This is a genomic window from Kouleothrix sp. 19917, from assembly GCF_057073505.1.
In genome coordinates, this window is sequence record NZ_CP097099.1 from 7468768 (window position 1) to 7490719 (window position 21952).

14 protein-coding genes are annotated in these 21952 nt (G+C 66.3%); 11 read left to right on the top strand and 3 right to left on the bottom strand.

The features are described from left to right. Positions 1-19 precede the first annotated feature (19 nt). Complete coding sequence (locus M1P90_RS30115; RefSeq protein ID WP_483699400.1) at positions 20-316, top strand: hypothetical protein; 297 nt, start codon at positions 20-22, stop codon at positions 314-316. A gap of 30 nt (positions 317-346) precedes the next feature. Here M1P90_RS30115 and M1P90_RS30120 read toward each other — a convergent pair whose 3' ends face one another. After that, positions 347-1039, bottom strand: a complete 693-nt coding sequence (locus M1P90_RS30120) for a VOC family protein (RefSeq protein ID WP_483699401.1) — start codon at positions 1037-1039, stop codon at positions 347-349. 360 nt (positions 1040-1399) lie between these two features. Here M1P90_RS30120 and M1P90_RS30125 point away from each other — a divergent pair, with 360 nt between their 5' ends. Beyond that, on the top strand, positions 1400-5041 hold the full coding sequence (locus M1P90_RS30125) for an SCO7613 C-terminal domain-containing membrane protein (RefSeq protein ID WP_483699402.1): 3642 nt from the start codon (positions 1400-1402) through the stop codon (positions 5039-5041). A 287-nt stretch (positions 5042-5328) separates the two neighbouring features. On the opposite strand, the gene M1P90_RS30130 is transcribed toward M1P90_RS30125, so the two are convergent. Both M1P90_RS30130 and M1P90_RS30135 read right to left on the bottom strand, forming a co-directional pair. Further along, on the bottom strand, positions 5329-9726 hold the full coding sequence (locus M1P90_RS30130) for a hypothetical protein (RefSeq protein ID WP_483699403.1): 4398 nt from the start codon (positions 9724-9726) through the stop codon (positions 5329-5331). A gap of 299 nt (positions 9727-10025) precedes the next feature. Beyond that, positions 10026-13211 carry a hypothetical protein gene (locus M1P90_RS30135; protein WP_483699404.1) on the bottom strand — a complete coding sequence of 1062 codons (3186 nt, stop codon included), beginning with the start codon at positions 13209-13211 and terminating at the stop codon, positions 10026-10028. Between the two features lie 506 nt (positions 13212-13717). On the opposite strand from M1P90_RS30135, the gene pdxS reads away from it, so the two are divergent. From pdxS to M1P90_RS30180, 9 genes are all read left to right on the top strand, one after another. Further along, positions 13718-14599 carry a pyridoxal 5'-phosphate synthase lyase subunit PdxS gene (gene pdxS, locus M1P90_RS30140; protein ID WP_483699405.1) on the top strand — a complete coding sequence of 294 codons (882 nt, stop codon included), beginning with the start codon at positions 13718-13720 and terminating at the stop codon, positions 14597-14599. 167 nt (positions 14600-14766) lie between these two features. Then, positions 14767-15339 (top strand): pyridoxal 5'-phosphate synthase glutaminase subunit PdxT, encoded by a 573-nt coding sequence (pdxT, locus tag M1P90_RS30145; RefSeq protein WP_483699406.1) that lies wholly within the window; start codon positions 14767-14769, stop codon positions 15337-15339. A 74-nt stretch (positions 15340-15413) separates the two neighbouring features. Beyond that, a complete protein-coding gene (locus M1P90_RS30150) occupies positions 15414-16433 on the top strand; it encodes a hypothetical protein (protein ID WP_483699407.1) in 1020 nt (339 codons plus the stop codon). Beyond that, positions 16405-18147 carry a R3H domain-containing nucleic acid-binding protein gene (locus M1P90_RS30155; protein ID WP_483699408.1) on the top strand — a complete coding sequence of 581 codons (1743 nt, stop codon included), beginning with the start codon at positions 16405-16407 and terminating at the stop codon, positions 18145-18147. The genes M1P90_RS30150 and M1P90_RS30155 overlap by 29 nt, the downstream gene beginning before the upstream one ends. A 62-nt stretch (positions 18148-18209) precedes the next feature. Then, positions 18210-18953: a dTMP kinase gene (tmk, locus tag M1P90_RS30160; RefSeq protein WP_483699410.1), complete on the top strand. Its 744-nt coding sequence runs from the start codon at positions 18210-18212 to the stop codon at positions 18951-18953. 291 nt (positions 18954-19244) lie between these two features. Continuing rightward, the gene (locus M1P90_RS30165; RefSeq protein WP_483699412.1) at positions 19245-19574 is read left to right on the top strand and encodes a cyclic-di-AMP receptor; all 330 of its coding nucleotides are present in this window, start codon (positions 19245-19247) and stop codon (positions 19572-19574) included. 121 nt (positions 19575-19695) lie between these two features. Continuing rightward, on the top strand, positions 19696-20211 hold the full coding sequence (locus tag M1P90_RS30170; protein WP_483699413.1) for a zinc ribbon domain-containing protein: 516 nt from the start codon (positions 19696-19698) through the stop codon (positions 20209-20211). Next, positions 20211-20891, top strand: coding sequence for a DsbA family protein (locus tag M1P90_RS30175; RefSeq protein ID WP_483699415.1), 681 nt, complete (start codon positions 20211-20213; stop codon positions 20889-20891). The genes M1P90_RS30170 and M1P90_RS30175 overlap by 1 nt, the downstream gene beginning before the upstream one ends. 78 nt (positions 20892-20969) lie before the next feature. Then, entirely contained in the window at positions 20970-21926 is a 957-nt protein-coding gene (locus tag M1P90_RS30180; RefSeq protein ID WP_483699417.1) for a P1 family peptidase, read from the top strand. Positions 21927-21952: the final 26 nt, after the last annotated feature.

Here is a 21952-nt window from a genome sequence, read left to right on the forward strand (position 1 = left end):
TGTCATGCAAGGAAACACTATGAGTCAGCCTGAGTTTCCAACAGAACTTCACTTTCGCCCCCGAGCAACGACTACAGTACCATTGAACATACCAAGCGATGCTCTGGAAGAGCTGCAACAGGTCGCTGCTAACCGAGATATGTCGGTCGAAGCATTGTTGAAGCTTTATATTGGGCAAGGGCTTCGACATGATATTGCGCAACGGTTCGCGGATCGCGTGTTAGAGCTGACGGCCCAGGTACTTGCGCGCCATGGACAGTCGCAGGAACAAGTGGATGCGATTGTGCGCGAGATTCGCAACGCAAGCGGAAGCTGATACAGCCCTCGCCTGACCGCAAGCTTCTACCTACCGCAGGCTGCCAACGTCCACCACACGCGGCGGCATGCCCACCAGCCGCACGCGCGGGCCTTCCGCCGCAGCCGAAAGCAGCATCTCCAGCGGCGCAACCACCGCTGGCCGCCCGGTGTCGGGGAACCAGACCCGCCCGCGCTTCACCACAATACACAGCCCGCGCTCGTCGCCCACCGCGTTAAAGGTCTCGCTGCCCGGCCCGCGATACTCCGCAACCCCCACCTCCGCAAGCGCCCGCACGGTCGCCGGCACATCCTCGGTCGCCACGCCGATCTCGCTCACGCACAGCAAGTGCTGCGGCCCGAACGGCGGCTCGAAGGCGGCCGACAGCGTGTGGCGCGCGATTAGCTCCAGAATATTGCCGGCCGGGTCGAGGAAATACAGGTTGTCGGCGTCCCAGTTTTCGGAATGAAACACATCGCGGCCAGTCTGGTCGGCCAGCAACGGCACGCGCGCCCGCAGCCACGTCTGCGCCGCCGCAAAGCTCGCGGGCGGGATGTTCAACGCAAAATGGTAGTAGGGCCGCGTGCCGGTTTCGGCACGGATGAAGGAAAAAAGCGTGCTACCCGCCTGGAGCGTCAGACGCTTGGCCGAAACCTCGCGGGCAGGCAAGCCCAGCACGCGGGTGTAGAAGCTGTGAAGCGCCACAAGATCGTGTGCGCTCAAGGTCAGTTCGTGAATGTGCATGGCACCCCTGTGTAACAAAAGCGTGGTGCTTGCGCGTCCTGATCCATGGCGAGGGTCAACACCTCTCGAATATGGCAGACAGGAACGTTTACCACGAAGACGCGAAGGCACGAAGGGCTTCAGGATGCTATCAAATCCTGGTGTCTTCCAGTCTTGGTCGCTGTGTGCAAAGTATCGGGGCCAGGGTACGCGCTTACGTGCCCTCGCGCAAGGGCCGCCCGACCGATTTTGCCCTGCCCACACGATCATGATCGATTTTTCGCAACGCAGGCCGTTTATCCATGTAGACCCGCTTGCTCTCAACGAACTCGGCGTGTGCGCGCCCGCGCTGCGCCGACAACCTGACCAGGGGACATGCCCATGGAAACCTTATTTGTGCTCATTGGCTTCTTGTTGTGCATCATACTGCCACTCGCGCTGATGGTGGCGTTCATCCGCTGGCTGTGGCGGCGTGGCAGCACGCCTGTGGCCGATCAGGCGGCGCTGCTGGCGGCAATGGAAGCTCTGGTTTTGCGCTGGCAGAGCGAAGGCGCGCTCAACCCCGACATCGCCAGCGAGATACGCATTCTGCTCATTGGCGAGCGCAAACGTGTTGCCGCGCCTGCGCAGCCTGCGCCGGCGCAGGCTGCGCCTGCCCCGCTCAGCGCGCCCGCAACCGTGGCGCTCGGCCCGGACGATGCTTCCGCCGCTGCGCCTGTGCAACACGCGCCGACGCAACCTGCAACCGCGCCGACGCAGCCTGCATCCAGCGCGGCGGCAACTCCTGGCACAGCCACCCCGGCGCACAGCACAGCAATGCCGGTTGCACCAGCCGTTCCGGCCGGGCCAACGCTCGGCGACCGCTTCGGCCAGGCGCTGCTGGCGCTCCGCACGCGCCAGACCTTGCTTTTCCTTGGTGCGTTTCTGCTGTTCATCTCGGCCCTGATCCTGATTGTGTTCAACTGGGCCAGCTTCTCGCCCATCCTGCAGTTCGCATTGATCGCGGGCGTGTGCGGTGGCTTCTGGGCCGGCGGCGCGTGGCTCATTCGCAACACCGACCTCGACCGCGCTGGCGCGGGCTTGCAGGCCGTTGGTGGCGTGCTGGTGCCGGTGGTTGCGTTCTCGCTTTCGCGGCCGGGCCTGCTCGACCTCGCGCCGCGCTGGGGCTGGCTGCTGGCCTCGCTCCTGTGCGTGCCGATCTATGCCTTTGCGGCATGGCGTCTGCGCCGGCCGATCTATTCCGGCGCGGCCTGTGTGAGCGTTGCCAGCGCTGTGCTGGCGGCTATGAATGGCGTCGATGCGGAATGGCTGCCCACCGTGCTCCTGCTGACGCTGGCGCTTTTTCTGCCGTTGGAACAGTGGCTCGTTTCGCGCGTGCCGGCATTGGCCGCCGGGCCGCGCTGGGTGGCGCATGTTGCCGCACCGCTCGCACTGCTGGCCGCCCTGCTGCTGGTCGAATTCGACCCGGCGCGGCCAGCGCTGGCTGGCGCACTGTGGGCGGGCGCAGGCTTCTACGCGCTGGCGCTGGCGCTGAAACCGCGCCAACTGTGGGCGTGGGTCGCCGCCGCGCTGCCGCCCGTTGCGCTGGTCGCCACGCTGCTGGCCTGGAACCCGGCATTGCTCTGGTGGGCGGTATGTGCCGCACTGCTTGGGCTGGCCTACACCGGGCTGGCGCTGGCGCTGGAGTCGCGGGCGGGGGCGCGGGTGCTGCCGGCCTGCCTGGGCGCGCTGGCGCTGGCTACACTCGCGGTTGCGGCCAGCGCGCTGGACATGGCCGCTGCACGCTGGGCACTGCCGCTGCTGCTTGCGAACGCGCTGCTGCTGGTCGCTGCCCGCGAGCGCGGGTGGCTGGCGTGGCTGCCCGAAGCAACGCGCGATCTTGTCGCCGCAGTTGCCTTTGGCGGTGCGGCCTTGCTGCTGGCCGGCTGGCTCTGCGCGCTGCTCGATCTGAGCCCATGGCAGCCCGCCGAGATCGCCATGGTGCTGCTGGTGTTCGCCGCGCTTGGCGTGGTAGCGGCGAGCGCGCCGCGCCTGCGCCGCAGCTACGACCTTGCGCTGCAGGTGGCGAGCATCGCAGTCGGCCTGATCGCCATGTTTGTCGCGGCGACCAGCAACGGCCTGCAAGCAGCTGCGCTAACCGGCTTCGCCGCGCTGGCGCTGTTTGAGGCAGTGCGCTACCGCAATATTGCCTGGGCGGCGGTGGCGCTGGGCGTGGCCGCGCTGGCCGCGCAATTCTGGCTGCTGCGCTTTGTTCCTGCTGCCGGTCCGATGCTTCTGGTCGTGCCGGCGCTGCTGGTGAGCGCGCTTTACCTCGAAGGCGGTGCATTGCTGCGCCGGGGCGCGTGGCGCTACTGGTCACTGCCGGCATTGGGCTGGGGCGCGCTGGCATCGCTGTACGCGCTGCTGCTTGTCGGTGGCGATCTGCTCGGGCCTGGTGCAACTCAGCCCTGGCATGTGCTGGCGTTGCTGGCGCTGGCGGCGATTGTTGCGCTGGCGAGCGCCCTGTGGCGCGCGGCATGGGCTGGCGCAGCCGTGGCGCTGCTGCTGGCCGTCGCGACGCTGCTGTCCGCCGAGCGCGGCTTTTTCATCGGCTGGCAGCCCGAATCTGAATACTTCGGCCTGATTATCTGCGCGCTGACGCTGGGCTTTGTGCTGCTTGGGCAGGGCCTGCGCCGCGTGGCGGCGCGCTACGCCCCGCCCTACGAAATCGTGGGCTACGCGCTGCTGACCTTTGCGTTCTTGCCTACCTTCAGGGATGCGCGCGCCGCCACGCTGACCTGGGCGGCGATGCTGGCGCTCTACACGCTGGCGCGCTGGCTCTACCGCCGGCGCTGGGCCACCCTGCCCGCACTGCTCGCGCTCGACATGGCGCTACTCAGCGGCGCAGGCTGGCTGCTGCCCGATGGCCGCCCGGCTGGCTCGGCGCTGATTCTGCTCGGCGCGGCATGGTTTCAGGGCGTGCTGGCGCTGTGGGCCGCGCGCGGCACACCACTCCGCGCCGCGCCCGACCTGAAGCACCTCCAGCCAGCCGGCGTGGTGGCGTTTATCAGCAGCACTGCCGCGCTGACGATTGCTTCGCGCGCCGACGACGTGCTGGCAATCGTTGGCTTTGGGCTGGCTGCACTGCTGGCGCTCTGGGCCACGCTGCGCCGCAACGACATTGCAGCCTGGAGCGCGCTCGTGTTCCTGGGAATTGGGCTGGCCGCAGCGCATCGTTTCTTCGGGCTCGACCCGCGCTGGAGCATGGCCTGGGGCGTGGCCGAGGCGCTGGCGCTCTGCCTGCTTGGCTGGTCGCTCGATTTCGTGCGATCCCGGCAAGGAGGCGACTCGCCGCTGGCGGTGTGGGCCGCGCCACTGAGCTATGGCCCGCTGGCGGCGGGTGTGCTGCTGACGGCAGCGCTGGCAAGTAGCCAGTTCGAGCGTAGCAGTCTGCCGCCGCTGACGTTCGCGCTGGCTACACTGGCGCTGGTATTTGCCACCACGGCCGCGCGCCGACGCAGAAGCGAATATGCCTACGCGGCGGCGGGCGCGCTGGTGCTGGCCGGGCTGTGCCAGCTCTACGACTGGGGCTTCCGCGAACCGCAGTGGTTTGTGCTGCCGGCCGGCTTGTACCTGCTGGCGCTGGCAGTTTGTATCCGCCGTTTCCAGCACAACCGCCAGGCCGCTCAAATGCTCGAATCGGGCGCACTGGTGCTGATGCTTGGCGTCAGCTTCGGCCAGTCGCTGCGCGCCGAGGGGCTGGAATCGCAAGCCTACGCGGCCTGGCTGTGCGTCGAGGCGCTGGCGCTGCTGGGCTATGGCGTGCTGGCGAAGCTGCGCGCGCCCTTCATCGGCGGGGTGGCCTTTTTCGTGATGGGCGTGCTGTGGCTCAGCGCCGACCCGCTGATGGCGCTGAATAAGTGGGTGCTGCTGGGCCTGCTTGGGCTGCTGCTGGTGGGTGCCTACCTGCTGCTTGAGCGCCGCCAGCAGGAGCTGGTGCGCGCCGGCCGCGCCCTGATCGAAACGGTGAGTAGCTGGGGCTAGGGTCAATCCATTCAAAGACATCAGGAACGTTCACCACAGAGACACAGGCACGGAGAGTTTTATAGCAGTTTGCAGGAGGCAGGAGGCAGTCGCATTTCAGCTCTACAATGCGTTTCTCGCTAGCACAGAAGTAATCATCCGTATTTGGTAGAAGGTGAGCCACTTTTGGCGCTCTGCGCCAAAAGTGGCTCACAAAATTAGAAACACCTTGCCGCAGGCAAATCGAACGGCACAGAAATGACGAAGGCCAACTCGCCTTCGTCATTTCTGTGCCGTGCCAGATCGCGCTAGCGCCCCAAGGCATTCCCCAGCAGCGCCGCGTCCAGCTCGACCGTCTCGGCGTAGATCAGCCGCCCCGGCTGGCGCACCACACGTTCGCCGTCCACCGTTTCGGTTTCGACATAGCTTGCCGCCACGTATTCGCGCTCTTCGATCAGCAGGCGATACTGCCCGGCTGCTGGCGCGCCGCCCGGAAACGCCACCGTGCCAGTCCACACCAGCAGGTCGGGGGCGCTGTTCGCGGGGCGGTCTTCGCTGAGCGTGACCGTGCCGCTGGGCACGTCGCGCCACGCCAGGTCGCTGGCAAGGTCGGGCACGCGCTCTTGCACGCGCACCGCAACCTCGGTGGGATGCTGGGCGGGCTGGGCAGGTTGCGGCTCGGCGTGGAGCAGAGGGCGCGGGCCGCGCGGCGCAACGCCCGAAAGCGTGATGCGCAAGCGCTGCGGCGCGTAGGGGTCGCCGGAAACCACCAGCGAGCGGTCGGGCGTGAGCTGCGCGAAATCGGCCAGCACCACCCGCGAGAGCTTGGCGTCGGCCAGGGCGTGCGGCTGGTAGCGGGCCAGCGCCATGCGCACAAACGGCGTGTAGCTCGATCCATCCACGTTCAGCGTGACGTCGCAGAACCACATCTGCCGCTCGGCGTCGTATTCCACCGGGAAGCCCACCACGCCAACGCGGCCAGCCTGCCCGTTCGTGCGCGGCGTTGGCTCTTCCAGCGTCAGGTTCTCGTCGGCGGCAGCATAGCCATCAAAGTCGAAACGGCCCGGCAGACTGCCCAGCCTGCCGCTCTGCCAGATCGGGTCGGCGCCCCACTGGGTGATAAACGGCTTCCAGGCTTCGCGATCAATTGTGCCGAACTGGCTGAGCAGCACCACGCCCAGCAGCTCGCCTTCGCCGCTGGAAAACCACGGGCGGTTCAGGTAGACGCGCAGGCCGCCGCCAAAGCGCACGCTGCGCTTGATGTTCGTGCTGGCCTGCCGCTGCCACGCAAATGTTGGCACCACATAGGCCACGCTGGGCGCGGCCGGGCGCGCCGATGCCGGCACATCTACCTCTACTGCCACGCTGCTGCGCGTGAAATCCAGCCCGGCATCCTGCGCGAAGTATTCGCGGAAGCGCGAGCTGGCGACGGCGGTGTAGCGCACGCGGTGGCGTTTGGCGTCGTCGAGCGCGTGGCGTGGCGCGGCGTCGCGCGTGAGCAGCGTGTTGCCCGGCACAATGCCCACGCGGTCGTAGGCGCGCGCGAACAGCACGGTGTCGTGCTCGGGGTCGTAGTAGCCGTTCGGGCGGCGCTCGGGGCCGTCGGCCACCAGCTCGCTTTCTTCCAGCTCGGGCAGCTCCAGCGTGTCGACATGCGCAGACACGGCGACGGTGCCGGGCGCGGGCTGGGCCGGATCGTCGACCGGGTCGATCCATTCAGCCAGCAGATCGACTTTGGCACTGCTCGCGCCGTGCAGCCGCAGCCCGCCAATCAGAAATGCCTCGGTGCTGCCGGGCCGCCGCCATGCCGTCAGGGCCGCGCCTTCCTCGGGGGCGTCGCTCCCGCTCGATGGCGCGGTTTGCAGCGGGTTGGTCAGCCAGCCACGCGCCAGCGCATTGGCCTCGGCCGCGCCATCGTGGTCGGTGCTGGCGGCCACGAACTGCGGCAGGCCCAGGGGCTGCTGCACGGCGTGTACCAGCGTGAGCAGGCGCGGCGGCGAAATCATCCAGTGGCCGCCTTCCACGGCGCGCTGCAAAATATGCGCGATCAGGTCGGTATCGTCCGCGTCGCGCAGGCTCTGGCGGCTGGCCTGGTTCTGCGCCAGCTGCTCGATGCGTTCGCGCAGCCACTGCCACACACCCATGAGCTTCAGGTCGTCGGCGCTGGTGTAGCTGCTGAGCGGAACCACTGCGGTGCTGCCTTTGGGCAGCTGCACAGTCAGCGCGCGGCTGGCGGCATCCCACTGCGGCGGGCCGTTGCCGTCGGCCAGCGCCAGGCGGAAGGGCAGCGTGGCCTGCCAGTCGGCTTCGCCGCCAAAGCTCACCAGCGCGGCCGATCCGGGGCGCGGGTTGGTGTCGGCAATCGGGGTGTAGGGCAGATCGCCAGCCAGCCCGTCGTCGGGGCGGGCCTGCGCCACGCTCAGATCGGGCGCGCCGGGCAGGTCGCGCAGGGCTGCGCCACGCGCCAGCGCGTCGGGTATGAAGGGCACGCCCGGCAGCGTTTCGGCCGGTTCCAGCGGGAAATTCTGCTCTTGCCCGGCCACCAGCACCGGCGCGGCGGGCATGTTCAGCTCCGCGCCGTCGCGCTGGCGAATACGATCCCACATGGCGGGGTCGCCGTTCACGCGCCCGCTCGCATCGTCGAACATGCCCAGTTTTTCGGCCATGTCCACGGTGGCGCGCGGCGGGATGATGTGCCGGTCGCCCGCGCTCAGGTCGGCGGCGCCGGTGTCCAAACTCGGGTCGCTGTTGAAGCTGCGGATCACCAGCCGGTCGAGCGCCGAGCCAGGGCCAGTCACGGCGCGCTCGTCGCGGGCGGCCAGCAGCGGCGCGGGCACTGGTTCGTAGCGCAGGTAGACCACATGGCCCGGCTGGAGGTTGGTTCGGCGCGGCAGCGCGGCCAGGTCTTCCAGCAGTCCGGCCAGCGCGTCGTCGGGCGCGAGGCTGTTGTTCGCCAGGTCGACCGTGCGGGCGCGCAGGCGGTAGGCGCGGCCAAACTTCAGGCGCGGCAGGGTGCCGCCCAGCACGCGAAAGTTTGTGGTCATGGGAAATGGTGTGGCCGGCGGATTCAGCTCGTACTCGGGGTCGCCGTCGGGCGGGATGGCGCGGGCCGGGTCGGCAAAGCGGCTGAGCGCCTTGCCGGGGCGTGGTGCGCTCAAACTCCAGCCGGCCCAGCGCGCAATTGCCTCGTGCAGGTACAGGTCGGCGGTGCCGTTGGGCGCGCCGGGCGCGGCCCTGGTGGCGGCCAGCTGCACAAAGCCTTCTTCGCGCTCGGTCGCGAGCTGTTCCGCGCCGATCTGGTAGGCGCCGCTGCGCAGGTGCAGCGAGTGCCACGCCTGGGTAAACGAATCCCACACGTCGAGCCGGTAGCCGCGCAGGAGGTCGGCGGCGGCAAAGGGGCGGGCCGGGGCCGCACCCGGCGCGAGCGCGTCGTTGAAGGTTTTGGCGTCGCGAAAGGTCGCCAGCAGCTTCATGGCGCGCATGTCGGCAAACAGCGTGATGCCGCCCGAGCGCAGCGCCGGCAGGGTGCTGGTGTCGTCGAACACGTCCGGGTGGCGCGGGCGGCTGGGCTCGCCCTCGGGGTTCAGCAGCCCTTCGGCCAGCTGCGCGGCCTTGAGCAGCGCGCCATCCACATCCACCTGCGCCAGCCCAAACTGCTCGGGCGCGAGGTGCAGCAAGCCAAAGATCGGCTCGGGCTGCGTTTCGTTCAGCATGCCGGGCGACCACAGGCCAAACACGCGCCGGCCATCGCCCAGCTCGACATGCGCCACGGCGGTGCTTTGCACGGGCGTGTCGGTCGGCACAGCCCAGTCCCAACCCGGCCCAACGCCCGTCACGGCCAGCGTGTCAGGGTTCGCCAGGTTGGCCGTCAGCGGCACAAAATCGCGCGGCAGCTCCAGATCGAACACCAGGCCCAGCGCGCGCTGCACCGCGCCATAGGTGTTGAGCGACGAGAGCGCCTGGTGGAAATCCAGCGTCTCGCTATGATCGACTGGCTCGTTGTCCTCAAGCGCGGGCGGCGCGGGCATGTGGTGAAATGCGGCGAAGTGCTGCAAAAAGCGCCCGCGCTGGCTGTTCGGGTCGTTGTCGGGCGGGAAGGGCTGTGGCGGCAAGCCTTCGGAATCGAACGATTGCGCGTTGTTCGCCCACAGCCCAAGGTTGCGGCGCAGGCTGGTGGCGCTGGCATCGAGCCGGGTGGCCTGCGGCCAGCTGCGCGCCTTTTCGGCGTCCCAGTTGATTGGCAGGCCGCCCAGCGCGCCGCGCAAGGTGCTGCGGGCACGCGCGCCGCCTTCGCGCTTGGCCGGGTGGCGGTCGGGCAGCGCCAGCTCGACGCCGATCTGCTGGTACAGGTCTTTGATCAGCGCCAGCCCTTTGCGGAAGGGGTAGGAATGCAGCCCGCCGCCGCTGTAGTCGTCGAATTCGTGCGAGCGCACCAGCGTTTCGGCATTGAACAGTGCTTCCCACAGCTCGGGGCGCAGCGGCGCGGGGTCAATCGCCAGCGTCATCGACTGCGCGCCACAATCGACGCGCAGCTTCAGGCCGCGCTCGGCCAGCAGGCGCGTCCAGCCCAGCCAGTCGGCAAATGCGCCCAGGCGCGTTTCGCCCACCAAGCGCGGCGACACCAGCACCGAAACGGGAAGCGGATCGGCATCCAGGCTGGTGCCGCGCGGCATGATGGTAAAGAATATTGTTTGCGATGGGGCCATGTGTCAGGCTCCTTTTCGGTTTGCAGTCTGGGCGTATGCAATACGCCCTTCGCATCTTGGTTCGCGTGTCTGGGCGTATGCAATACGCCCTTCGCATCTTGGTTCGCGTGTCTGGGCGTATTGCATACGCCCTTCGCGTCTTGGTTCGCGTGTCTGGGCGTATTGCATACGCCCTTCGCGTCTTGGTTCGCGTGTCTGGGCGTATTGCATACGCCCTTCGCGTCTTGGTTCGCGTGTCTGGGCGTATTGCATACGCCCTTCGCGTGTCTGGGCGTATTGCAATACGCCCTTCGTCTTTCCTACGCAAACGCCGCCGCGTATTCGCTCCACAGATCGGGCGCGGGCAGCATATCGCCAAAGGTCGGGTCGCCATTCGAGCCGCCAAACGATTTTTCCACCGTCAGCGCGACGCTCTTGCTGAAAAAGGCGATCTCGACCGTGACGGTCAGCGTGGCCTTGCCATAGGCTTTGTCTTTTGGCGCGGGCATGTAGGTGAAGCTCAGGTTGAATTCCACCGAGATCGAAATAATGCCCAGCACCGAAAGCTCGCCGCCGACGCGCAGGTAGCCCGTCAGCGTGGCCTGCATCACGTTGGTGGTGTCGTTGCGCGCCATGCCGAAATAGATGCCCGCCATCATATGCACGCTGCCGCTGGCAACGCCCAGGTTCAGCGCGGCGCAGGCACCAAACTCCAGCGCGGCTTCAAGCTGCTTCACGCCTTTGGTATCGACTTGCAGGTGGAAAAAGCCGCCGCCGCCGAGGAACATCACGGTGAGCACAAAGGGATGGTGGCGCTCGCTGACCGCGAAATCAAAGGTTGGCTGGCCGTCTTTGAAGGGCAGCTCCAGAAAGGCCGCGAGCTGCACATCCTTCAGCGCGAAGACGCCAATCGCCACGGGCGGCAGGCCAATCGCAAAGCCGGCGCGCACCAGTTCGGGCGTCAGGTCGAGGCTGGGGCCATCGCCAAACAGGCCGGGCGGGATGAGCTTGCGCAGCTCTTCCACAAAGCTCAGGTCGCCTTTGAACTCCACCGGCTTGGAGGCGGGCGGCTGGTTCGGCGCAAGGTCCACCGTTACGTCGGGTTTTTGCCCGCTGACATTGCGAAAGCCAAAGGCTTCGAAGTTCACCACCACCACATTCAGCAGCTCAATCGCAAAATTCGTCAGCCGCCCCTCGAATCGCGAGGTTTCGCCGCCCGCGCCATCCAGCGGGCGCACAATTTCGCCCGTAACAAGGAGCTGCGTGTCGCCGCGCTTGCGGAAGCGCACAATGCCCACATCCACATCAGTGTCGACAATCTGCGGCCGCCAGTCGAGCCGGGCAACAATGTTCGCGCCTTCGCGGGTGGTGGTGATGTTTGGCGCACTGTTTGCCAGCCCAAGCACCGGGGCCAGCAGCGCGCTCAGGTCGAACACGCCAAAGAGCTTGGCGGTGTTGGGCGGGAAGAACTGCTTGGGGTCAAACGTGTCGGCCACGGCGTCTGCGATGCGCCCGGCCAGCGGGCCAATGGTTTGCGACAGCGCGCCAACTGCCATGTTTGGCGTGGCAATGCCGCCAGCCTGCTTGGCATCGAAGCCCACACCCAGGCGCTGCGGGTTGCCCAGCGCGTCGCTCACCTGCGCGAACACGCCATTGGTTGCGCCCGCGCCGCCGGTCACATAGTCGGGGAAGAGGCGCAGCGTGGTGGCTTGATTCTGGCCGAGTAGCTGCTGCACCGCCGGAACCAGCACATCGGCAGTGTGCAGGCGCGGCTGCCAGAAGGCCACGCCCGCGCTGCCTTCGGTGGCAAAGCGCAAGCCCTGCGCGTTGAAGGTGGTGTTGTCGCGCTCGCCGGCCGGGGGCGCCAGGCGCAACTTTTGTCCCGGCACGCGGCACAGCCGCCGCTCGCCGCTGCCGTTGTAGGTGGTGAACACGGCCGAAAAGCTATTCGGCTGGTCGCTGAACGGCACAAAAATCAGCGAGGCGGTGAACTCGACCGTTTGGCCGGCGATGTCGGTGCCAACTGCGTGGAACTTAAAGTCCTGCTCGCTGCCCGCCGGGCCAAGCATGACCCAGAAGGTGCCGCTGGTGATGTTGGCGGGCGCGGCAAAGGGAAAGGCAATATCAGGCGTCACCAGCGTGGTCAGGCGGATGCGCGTGAGCGGCATGCCACGGTTGTCGTGCGGCAGCGCGCCGCTGTAGTTCAGCTCGGGCTGGCGCACCACGATGTACATGCGCTGGATGAGGTAGGCCACCGGCGCGCCATTCTGCTCGATGAAGCGGCGCTCGGTCACTTTCACCAGCGCGGCGCGATGCCCAAAGGGGTAAAGGTTGCCTTCGTACACAATCCGCACGTAGTGGTCACGGCCTTGCGCGGCCGAGTGCACCCATTCCGAGACGTCGAGCCGCCGGCCGCGCCGCCCCAGCAGCAGCCCGCCCAGGCCGGGGCCGCCCGCCAGCCGCGCAAGGTCGGGCGCGGCGTCGGCACGCAGGTCGGGCGCGGCGTCGGCGCGCAGGTCGGCGCGCAGCAGGCGGCGCAGCACGGGTGGCGCAGCTGGCTCGGCCACGGCGTTGCCCGCGCCGCCCAGCACAATGCGAATCGGTATCCAGCGCCAGGGCGGGTTCCAGCCGCCGCGCGACTTCAGGTAGCCGCCCAGTGGCGACAGCATGAGCTGCTCGGCGTAAAACGGCTCGGGCAGGTAGGTATGGTTTTGCTCGTCGACATAGCCGCGAAATGCCGCCGTCAGCGCCACCAGCTCGTGGCGATCTTTGGGCGACATGGCCGTTACCGGGCCGAGGTCGGGGTCGAAGTTCTGAAAGCCGGGCGGGTTGTCGGCGTTGTAGTCGGGCGACCAGATCGCCCGCAGCGGCGCGGGGTTCTGGCGCGTCAGGCGCTCGTCGCCCGCGGGGCCGCGCCGCACCAGCTGCGTGTGCCACAGCTCGGTGCGCCCACGCGCCGATTTTGTGCCGGCGCGGTGCAGCCAGCCCATGTCTGGCGCTGGCGCGATCAGCAGGCGGTAAGGCAGCTCGATCGCGGTTTCCAGCGCGTCGGGCGGGCGAATCGCCGGCGCGGCATCTTCAGCGCCGGGCTGCACCAGCGGCGACAGCACCGGCACCAGGCGCGACCAGTCGAGCAGCCCGGCAATGCTATAGGGGATAGCCACTTCTGCCGGCACCGCAAAGACCAGCCGGCTTGCCCCGCCAATGCGCGCAGCAGTGCTGCCAGGCGGCGCAAACGGCTGCTCGGGCGATGGCGGCGGCGCGGGCTCGCCGGGGTTGCGCACTGGCGGCTCGCCGGGTGGCGCTGGCGTGGGCGCACTGCGGAAATAGGCGGCTTCGGCAATGGTCTGCGGGGGAAAGTGGACCACCAGATAGGCAGGCTGCGCGGCGTCGTCGATCACAAGCTGTGGGGCAGCTGGGTCGGCGGCATCGAGCCGCAGGTTGAGCGCGTCGATACGCAGGCTCAGCAGGTCGTCGGGGCGGGCGAGATCAATGCGTAAGGTCATGGCGCCTCCTTGGGCGGGGCAGAACGGGTGCCGAGCGCGGCACGGTTCGGCTCGCCAATAATTCGGAGTGTCATGTAAACAGAACGCAGCGCTCTACACTTTTTCGCCGCCCCGCCGCCCGCCGCCGATGACGATCCGTTCACCAGGCAGCTTCTTACGAAACGCCCTGGTACAGCATCATTCCGCATACAGACGCAAAAACGGCTGCCTTTGCAGGCAGCCGTGGAAGTGAAAGAAAGAATATATGTGAAGCGCGATCTGGGCGCGTCGGCGACCTCTCGGTCGCTCAAATCTGTCTGTCAGTAGTAAAGCAGATTCTGTGCCACGCTGCATCGGCGGCTCGGCTGATCCATACATCCATCGCATGACGGAGCCATGGGCGGGGGCACTTTCGCCTTTGTCATGCCCTCGCTGCTGGCTTTGTCCGTTGCCCCTGCCGCCGGGGGTATGGTACAATATGCGGGCGGCCATACCCTGCAACGACACAACATAAGGAGCGTGTTGCGATGGATAAATCAACGTGGACGACCAAAACTGGCCTGGCTCAGATGCTCAAAGGCGGCGTCATCATGGACGTGGTAACGCCCGAACAGGCGCGCATCGCTGAAGAAGCGGGCGCTGTTGCCGTGATGGCGCTTGAGCGCGTGCCGGCCGACATTCGCGCGCAGGGCGGCGTGGCCCGCATGAGCGACCCCGAGATGATCCTCGGGATCATGGAAGCCGTGACCATCCCGGTGATGGCGAAGGCCCGGATCGGCCACTTTGTCGAGGCGCAAATTCTCGAAGCGCTCGGCATCGACTACATCGACGAAAGCGAAGTGCTGACGCCCGCCGACGAAGAGCACCATATCAACAAGCACAAGTTCAAAGTGCCGTTTGTGTGCGGCTGCCGCAACCTGGGCGAGGCGCTGCGCCGCGTGGCCGAGGGCGCTGCAATGCTGCGCACCAAGGGCGAGGCCGGCACCGGCGACGTGGTCGAGGCCGTGCGCCACGCCCGCACCGTCTACATCGAGATCCGCCGCCTGAAGAGCATGGACGAAGACGAGTTGTTCACTTACGCCAAGAGCATCCAGGCACCCTACGACCTGGTGCGCAGCGTGGCCGAAACTGGCCGCATGCCAGTCGTCAACTTCGCGGCTGGCGGCATTGCCACCCCGGCCGACGCGGCGCTGATGATGCAGCTCGGCGTCGATGGCGTGTTCGTCGGCTCGGGCATCTTCAAATCGGGCGACCCGGCCAAGCGCGCGCGCGCAATCGTCGAGGCCACCACGCACTACAACGAGCCCGAGATCATCGCCGAAGTCAGCAAGGGCCTGGGCGAACCGATGGTTGGCATCAACGTCAGCTCGCTGCCGCAAGACAAACTGATGGCCGGGCGGGGCTGGTAATGTGATTGACGATTTACGATTTTGGATTGACGATTTGGCCCTGCCGAAGGCTATCAATCGGCAATCACCAATCGTAAACATCGAGGAATTTTGATTTACGATTTATGATCTACAGCATCGCCATCCGACGGTTCTCGTAAATCGTAAATCGTAAATCGTACATAACTATGACAATAGGCATTCTCGCTCTGCAGGGCGATTTTCGCGAACACCAGGAAATGCTGCAGCGCATCGGCGCGCCAACGCTCCAGGTTCGTCTGCCGAAACAATTGGAACAGATTGATCGTCTGATTATTCCGGGTGGGGAAAGCACAACCATCGGCAAATTGCTGGTGCTGTACGGCCTGCTCGAGCCGATCCGCGAGCGCGGAAAGGCTGGCATGCCAATCTGGGGAACCTGCGCAGGGGCCATTCTGCTGGCGCGGCACATTGCCGAAGGCCGGCCCGAGGGGCAGCCCGCGCTGGCGCTGATGGACATCACGGCGCGGCGCAACGCATTTGGTCGCCAGCTCGACAGCTTCGAGGTCAACATGGCGATCGACCTGCTGGGCGATGAGCCGATCAACACGGTGTTTATTCGCGCACCCATCCTGGAAAACCCGGGCGCGGGCGTCACGACGCTGGCAACACTCAACGACGGGCGGATCGTTGCGGCGCAGCAGGGCCACCTGCTGGCCACATGTTTCCACCCCGAGCTCACCGGCGACGAGCGCTTTCACCGCTATTTTCTCGAACTATAAGTTTTGGATGCTGGGTTGTGAGTTTGGGTTCGCGCAGCTCAAAACTCAGCACTCAACACGCAAAACTGGACTCTATGATCCGAGCTGTCACCCCCGGTGACTTGTGGACATTACGGCGTAAACCGCGCAGCCAGGTCTGGCTGTATAACGAGGCGATGCTGGCGCGGCCGCATCGCCAGTTTACGTTTGCGCTTCGTTCGATGCTCGACAGCCGGCGCGACGGCAGCACGCTCGTGCTTCGCGAGCGGGGTATGCGCGCCGTTGCACAGGCGGTTGGGCGCAGTGGCCGCCCCGAGCAGGATATCGTCATGCTCTCGGCCTATGGCGGCGGGCGCGGCGTGCCAACCGACCCCGACGCATGGTTTCGTTTGATCGAGGCGCTGTGCGTGCATGCCGGGCAAGGCCGCGTGCAGCGCCTGTATGCCGCGCTTTCGCAGCGCCACGAAGAGCTGCGCGAGCTGTTTCGCCAACTGGGTTTTGTGGGTTATACCCAGCAGGTTGTGCTGCGCCTCGAAGGCCCCGACTGGGACCAGGGCGTGACCGTTGCGCCCATGCGCCCGCAAGCGCGCCGCAACGACTGGGCGCTGCACCGCCTGTACGGCATCGTCACCCCGCACCTTGTGCAGCAGGCCGAGGCCCGCGTGGCCCGCGACTGGCAGCTGCCGATCACCGAAGGCTGGCGGCGCGCGCCCCGGCGCGGCTGGGTGCTCGGCGACGACGACAACCTCACCGCGGCGCTGCGGCTTGTGAGCGGCCCGGCAGCGCACGTATTTACCCTGCTCATTCATCCTGAGTCGCGCGATATTGTGACCGATGTGCTCCGCTTCGGCCTTGGGCACATCGCCGATACCCTGCCGGTCTACCTCTTGCTACGCGAATACCAGAGCGAGCTGCTCATACCAGCCAGCGATCTTGGCTTCCAGCCAATCGGTGAACAAGCCCTGCTGTTCAAGCAAACAACCGTCGCGGTGCGGCGACCGAGCCTGCTCCCCGCCCTTGAGCCACGGCCGGAACCACGCGGTCCGATCCCGACCATTTCCTCGCTTGGCGAGGATGCGAGGTACTATGACAGAGCCACGCAGCATCACCAGTAACATCGACCTTCTGCTCGACACGCTGCCGCTCCACATCCGGCAGTCGATCGAAGATGGCCCCGATGATAAAGAAAACCTGCTTGAAATCGTGATGGACCTGGGGCGTCTGCCCGAGGCGCGCTATCGTGGTCGCGAGCGCTTTCTCAGCGAGCGCGAGATCATGCAGGAAGATATTGATTATGTCATTCAGCGCATTGGCGCGTTTGGCGAAGATAACCGCGCCGGCATCCCGCGCACGCTGCACCGCATTTCGGCTATTCGCAACCGCAGCGGCAAGGTGATCGGCCTGACCTGCCGCGTGGGCCGCGCCGTGCTTGGCACCATCGCGATCATCCGCGACCTGGTGGAAGCCGGGCGCAGCCTGCTGCTGCTGGGCAAGCCGGGTGTGGGCAAAACCACCATGCTGCGCGAAACTGCCCGCGTGGTGGCCGAAGACCTGCGCAAGCGCGTGGTGATCGTCGACACCTCGAACGAAATTGCCGGCGACGGCGACATTCCGCACCCGGGCATTGGCCGCGCGCGCCGCATGCAGGTGCCGCGCCCCGCCGAGCAGCACGCCGTGATGATCGAGGCGGTGGAAAACCACATGCCCGAGGTGATTGTGATCGACGAGATCGGCACCGAGCTGGAGTCGCTCGCCGCCCGCACCATCGCCGAGCGCGGCGTGCAGCTGATCGGCACCGCCCACGGCAATACGCTCGACAATCTCATGTCGAACCCAACGCTGTCCGACCTGATCGGCGGCATTCAGGCGGTGACGCTGGGCGATGAAGAAGCGCGCCGACGTGGCACGCAAAAGACCGTGCTGGAGCGCAAGGCGCCGCCGACCTTCGATGTGCTGGTGGAAATCCAGAGCTGGGATCGCGTGTCGGTCTACACCGACGTGGCCAGCGCCGTCGATAGCATTCTGCGCGGCGAGGAGCCACAAGCTGAGCTGCGCTCGCGCGACGAAGACGGCCAGATCCAGATCGAGGCGGGGAGCATCCCGCCGCCGCGCGACGACAGCGGGCCGTACAACGGCGGCGGGCGGCGCGGCGACAGCTGGGGCCGCAATGGCAACGACGGCGGGCGCGGCGACCGCAATGGTCGCCAGCGCTCCGAGCGCCGCATCGGGCCGATTGCCGCACCACCCAGCGCGCCACAGCAGCACCAGCAGCGCATCTACCCGTTCGGCGTCAGCCGCGACCGGCTGGAGCGCGCAATTGGCAACCTGCATGTGCCGGCGGTGATTGTGCGCGACATGCACGAGGCCACCATGGTGATGACGCTGAAAAGCTACTATCGCCAGGGTTCCGACCGCATGCGCCAGGCCGAAGATCGTGGCGTGCCAGTGTATGTGCTGCGCAACAACACGATCACCCAGATGGAGCGCCAGCTTGGCGACGTCTTCCACCTGCGCAGCAGCAGCGACGAAGAGGACGAGGGCGAGCTGATCATCACGCCGGTCGCGCCGGCACCGACGCAGCGGCGCGCAAATGGCGGCAATGGCGGTAATGGTGGTGGCAATGGCGAAAACAAGCGCCTGACCGACGCCATGATGGAAGCCGAGCAGGCCATCACCAAGGTCATGAATGGCGAGCGCAACGCCGTCGAGCTGGCTCCGCGCGAAAGCTATGTGCGCCGTTTGCAGCATCAGCTCGCTGAGCGGTATAATGTCAACTCGGAAAGCCGGGGACGCGAGCCAAACCGCCGCGTCAAAATCTATCGGAGCTAAGGATGCGACGCGAGAGCCAGGGCTGATCTGGCTCTCGCTGCCCCCAACGCCCGCCCTACGCTATGAGCCTATTTGTCACATTCGAAGGCCCGGAAGGCAGCGGAAAAAGCACGCAGGCGCGCCTGCTGTATAGCTACTTCCACGCGCGCGGCTACCCCGTCATTCTCGTGCGCGAGCCGGGCGGCACCCGCATTGGCGACCTGATTCGCCGCATCGTGCTCGATTTGCAGCACACCGAAATGGCCGACACCACCGAGATGCTCTTGTTCTCGGCGGCGCGCGCCCAGCTCGTCAATCAGGTCATTCGCCCTTACCTCGACCAGGGCGGCATCGTCCTGTGCGATCGCTACGCCGACTCGACCTACGCCTACCAGGGTTTCGGCCTGGGCCGCGATATGGACGAGCTGCGCACCATCACGGCGATTGCCACCGGCGGCCTGCTGCCCGATGTCACGATCTACCTCGACCTGACGGCCGACGAAGGGCTGGATCGCAAGCAGCGCAAACGGCAGGAGCAGAGTGGCAAGCCCGCCTCAGCGCTAAGCCTGCCCTCAGAACTGCCGCGCCCGAATGCCGACCAGCGCGCCAACGTGGTTGAATGGAACCGCCTCGACGCGCGCGAAGTGGCCTACCACCGCCGCGTGGCCGAGGGCTACCGCAAGCTGATCGCGCAGGAGCCCGGGCGCTGGCACTCGTTCGATGCCCGCCTGCCAATCGAAGTGTTGTCCGACCAGATCGCGCACGAGCTGGAGCCCTGGACCGAGCATATTCAAATGATTGCAACCGCCTCGCCCGATACGCAGTGATGCGCGGGCCGGCCCAATCAATGCGACATGAGGGCGCGCACGGCGTGGGCGGCAACCGCTCACGCCGCGCCCATATCATCACGCTGGCGCGAAGACTTACGCGCCAGGCGCGCTTAGCCTTCGGCAGAGCGGTACTCATTATTTTTTGTAACTGTTTCTGCGCGACGCGCAGAAACAGTTACAAAACTTGATTAGAAATTCCTTGCTGCCGCAGGCAAAACGGAGTGCCACAAAACCGCACATCTGTAGACGATAGTAGTGAAGATTAAGCCAAGCAGATAAAGGCCAACTATGAAACTAGTGCTTGCAGTTGTTCAGCGCCAGGATGCCGGCGAGCTGCTCGAATCGCTCACCGCGCATGGCCACCGCGTCACGCGCATCAGCAGCGAAGGCGGCTTTCTGCACGAAGGCAACGTCACCCTGCTGATTGCCGTGCAGGATCACCAGCTCGAAACGCTGCTGCAAGACGTGCGCGAGCACTGCTACACCCGCACGCGCTACGTCTCGCCGCTGCCGCCCGTCGCGGAGTCGGGCGAGTTCTACCCGCCCTCGCCGGTAGAAGTGCAGGTGGGCGGCGCAACCGTGTTTGTGCTGCGCGCCTCGGATGTGGCGCGGCTCTAGCGCAGCAGCAGCGCGCGAATCAGCTTCGTATCACTTGTTTCTGCTTGACATTTTGGCCGACTGAGCGAGAATAAGGCCGGGCGAGTGCCCGTTACCATGCCCATCACGAGGAGTTGAAGCTTTGGATATCCGGTCGATCATTAGCAACGTTGTTCCGATTCTCTCAATCATTGGCTGGGCGCTGGGCGCCTATATTGTGCTGCTCTGGGCCGCTTCGGTGCTGTGGACATACCGCGACATCCATTCGCGCAGCGAGGATGTGGTGGTGCAGGTGCTGGCCGTGTCGCTGGCGCTGCTGCTGCCCTTCGCCGGCGTCATTCTGCATATGATCCTGCGCCCCCGCCAGACGCTCACCGAGAAGTACGAGCGCTCGCTGGAAGAAGAATACCTGCGGCGCGACCTTGAGGAAAAATACGTCTGCCCGCACTGTCAGCGCGGCATCGAGCCCGATTTTGTGGTGTGCCCGCACTGCCACACTGCGCTGCGCCGCCGCTGTGGCGCGTGCGACCGCGTGGTTGACCTGACGTGGTCGGTCTGCCCCTACTGCGGCGACGCCAGCACCGCCAGCCCGTCCGCCCCGCTTGGCGCTTCTTACCGCCCGCGTCTTACCGAGCCAGCCGAACTGGTCGAGCGCTGATGAAACGGTTGCGGCCACGGCTGGCAGCAGTGCTGCTGCTGAGCGCGCTGGCGCTGGCAGGATGCGCAAGCTCCGGCAATGGAAGTACGCGCATCGGCCCAACCACCGCAAAGCAACCCGGCAGCGCCGCCAGCTCCACCCCAGCTGGCGAGCAGCGCGCCATGGGCAGCCCGAACGCACCCATCACGGTTGTCGAGTATAGCGATTTCCAGTGCCCGTTCTGCGCCCGCTTTGCCAGCGACACCCAGGCCAAGCTTCAGCAAGAGTATATTGACACCGGCAAGGTGCGCTTTCTCTACCGCGATCTGCCGCTGACTGACATTCACCCGGGCGCGCTGCTGGCCGCGCATGTCGCAAACTGCGCCGCCGAGCAGGGCAGCTTCTGGCCGATGCACGATCAGCTCTTTCAGGGCGCCGCGTCACGCGCATGGGGCCAGGGCGACATGAACGACTTCAACGTCTTCGTGGGCTATGCAGCTGCGCTCCAGCTCGACGTTGGCAAGCTGCAACGCTGCGTGCAGAACAACCAGTTCGCCAGCCAGATCCAGGCCGATATGCGCGAGGCCACGGCGCTTGGTATTCGCAGCACGCCAACATTTGTGGTGAACGGGCAGCTCCTCGTCGGCGCGCAGCCGATTGAGGTCTGGCGGCAGGCGCTCGACGGCATGCTGACGCCGTAGTTCGGGAAGCAATTCGCCATGTGCTTTGGTCATCGGGCCGCGCCCGGTGGCCTTTGCTTTACCCAGGGAGAAGATGCAATGGCTGCAATCACCGACGTTCCCGGCGTGCGGGTGGGCCACGCGCACGATCTCGACGCGCTCACCGGCTGCACAGTGGTGCTTGCGCCCGAAGGCACGGTTGGCGGCGTAGATGTGCGCGGCGGCGGCCCCGGCACCCGCGAAACCGACCTGCTCGACCCGACGGCAATGGTTTCGGCCGTGCACGCAATTGCGCTGTGTGGCGGCAGCGCGCTTGGGCTGGCCGCCGCCAGTGGCGTGGCCGAGTGGCTGCGCGAGCACGGCATCGGCTTCAACACCGGCATTGCGCGCATTCCGATCGTGCCGGCGGCGGTGATTTTCGACCTGCTGATTGGCCGCGCCGACGCCTGGGCCGATGCCGCCCTGGGCCGCGCCGCCTGCGAGAATGCCAGCGACACAGCCGAAGAAGGGTGCGTGGGTGTTGGTGCGGGCGCGGCGGTGGGCAAGCTGCTTGGCCCGGCTGGCGCAATGAAGAGCGGCATCGGCAGCTGGAGCGAAACGCTGGCCGACGGCACTGTGGTTGGCGCGCTGGTGGTGTGCAACGCCTGGGGCGACGTGTACGACGAGGCCAGCAACACAATCCTGGCTGGCACGCGCCTGCCCGGCGGCAATACATTTGCCGACGCGCGGCAACTGCTGCGCCAGCCCGCCTACCAGGCTGGCTTGCAGATGATGGCGCAAAACACTACACTGGCAGTTGTCGCCACCACGGCGCGGCTTTCCAAAGCCGAAACAAACAAGCTGGCGCAAATGGCGCAGGACGGACTGGCACGCACGATCAAGCCGGTGCACACGCCCTTCGATGGCGACACGGTCTTTGCGCTGGCAACCGGCCAGCAGCCCGCGCTGCCGCTGGCAGTGCTTGGCGCAGTCGCCGCCGACGTGGTTGCGCAGGCCATCGAGCGCTGCGTGCGGCTGGCGACGCCGATGGGCGGCCTGCCCGCGCTTGGCGGCTAGAGCTGAGGGCTAAAAGATAAAGCCAC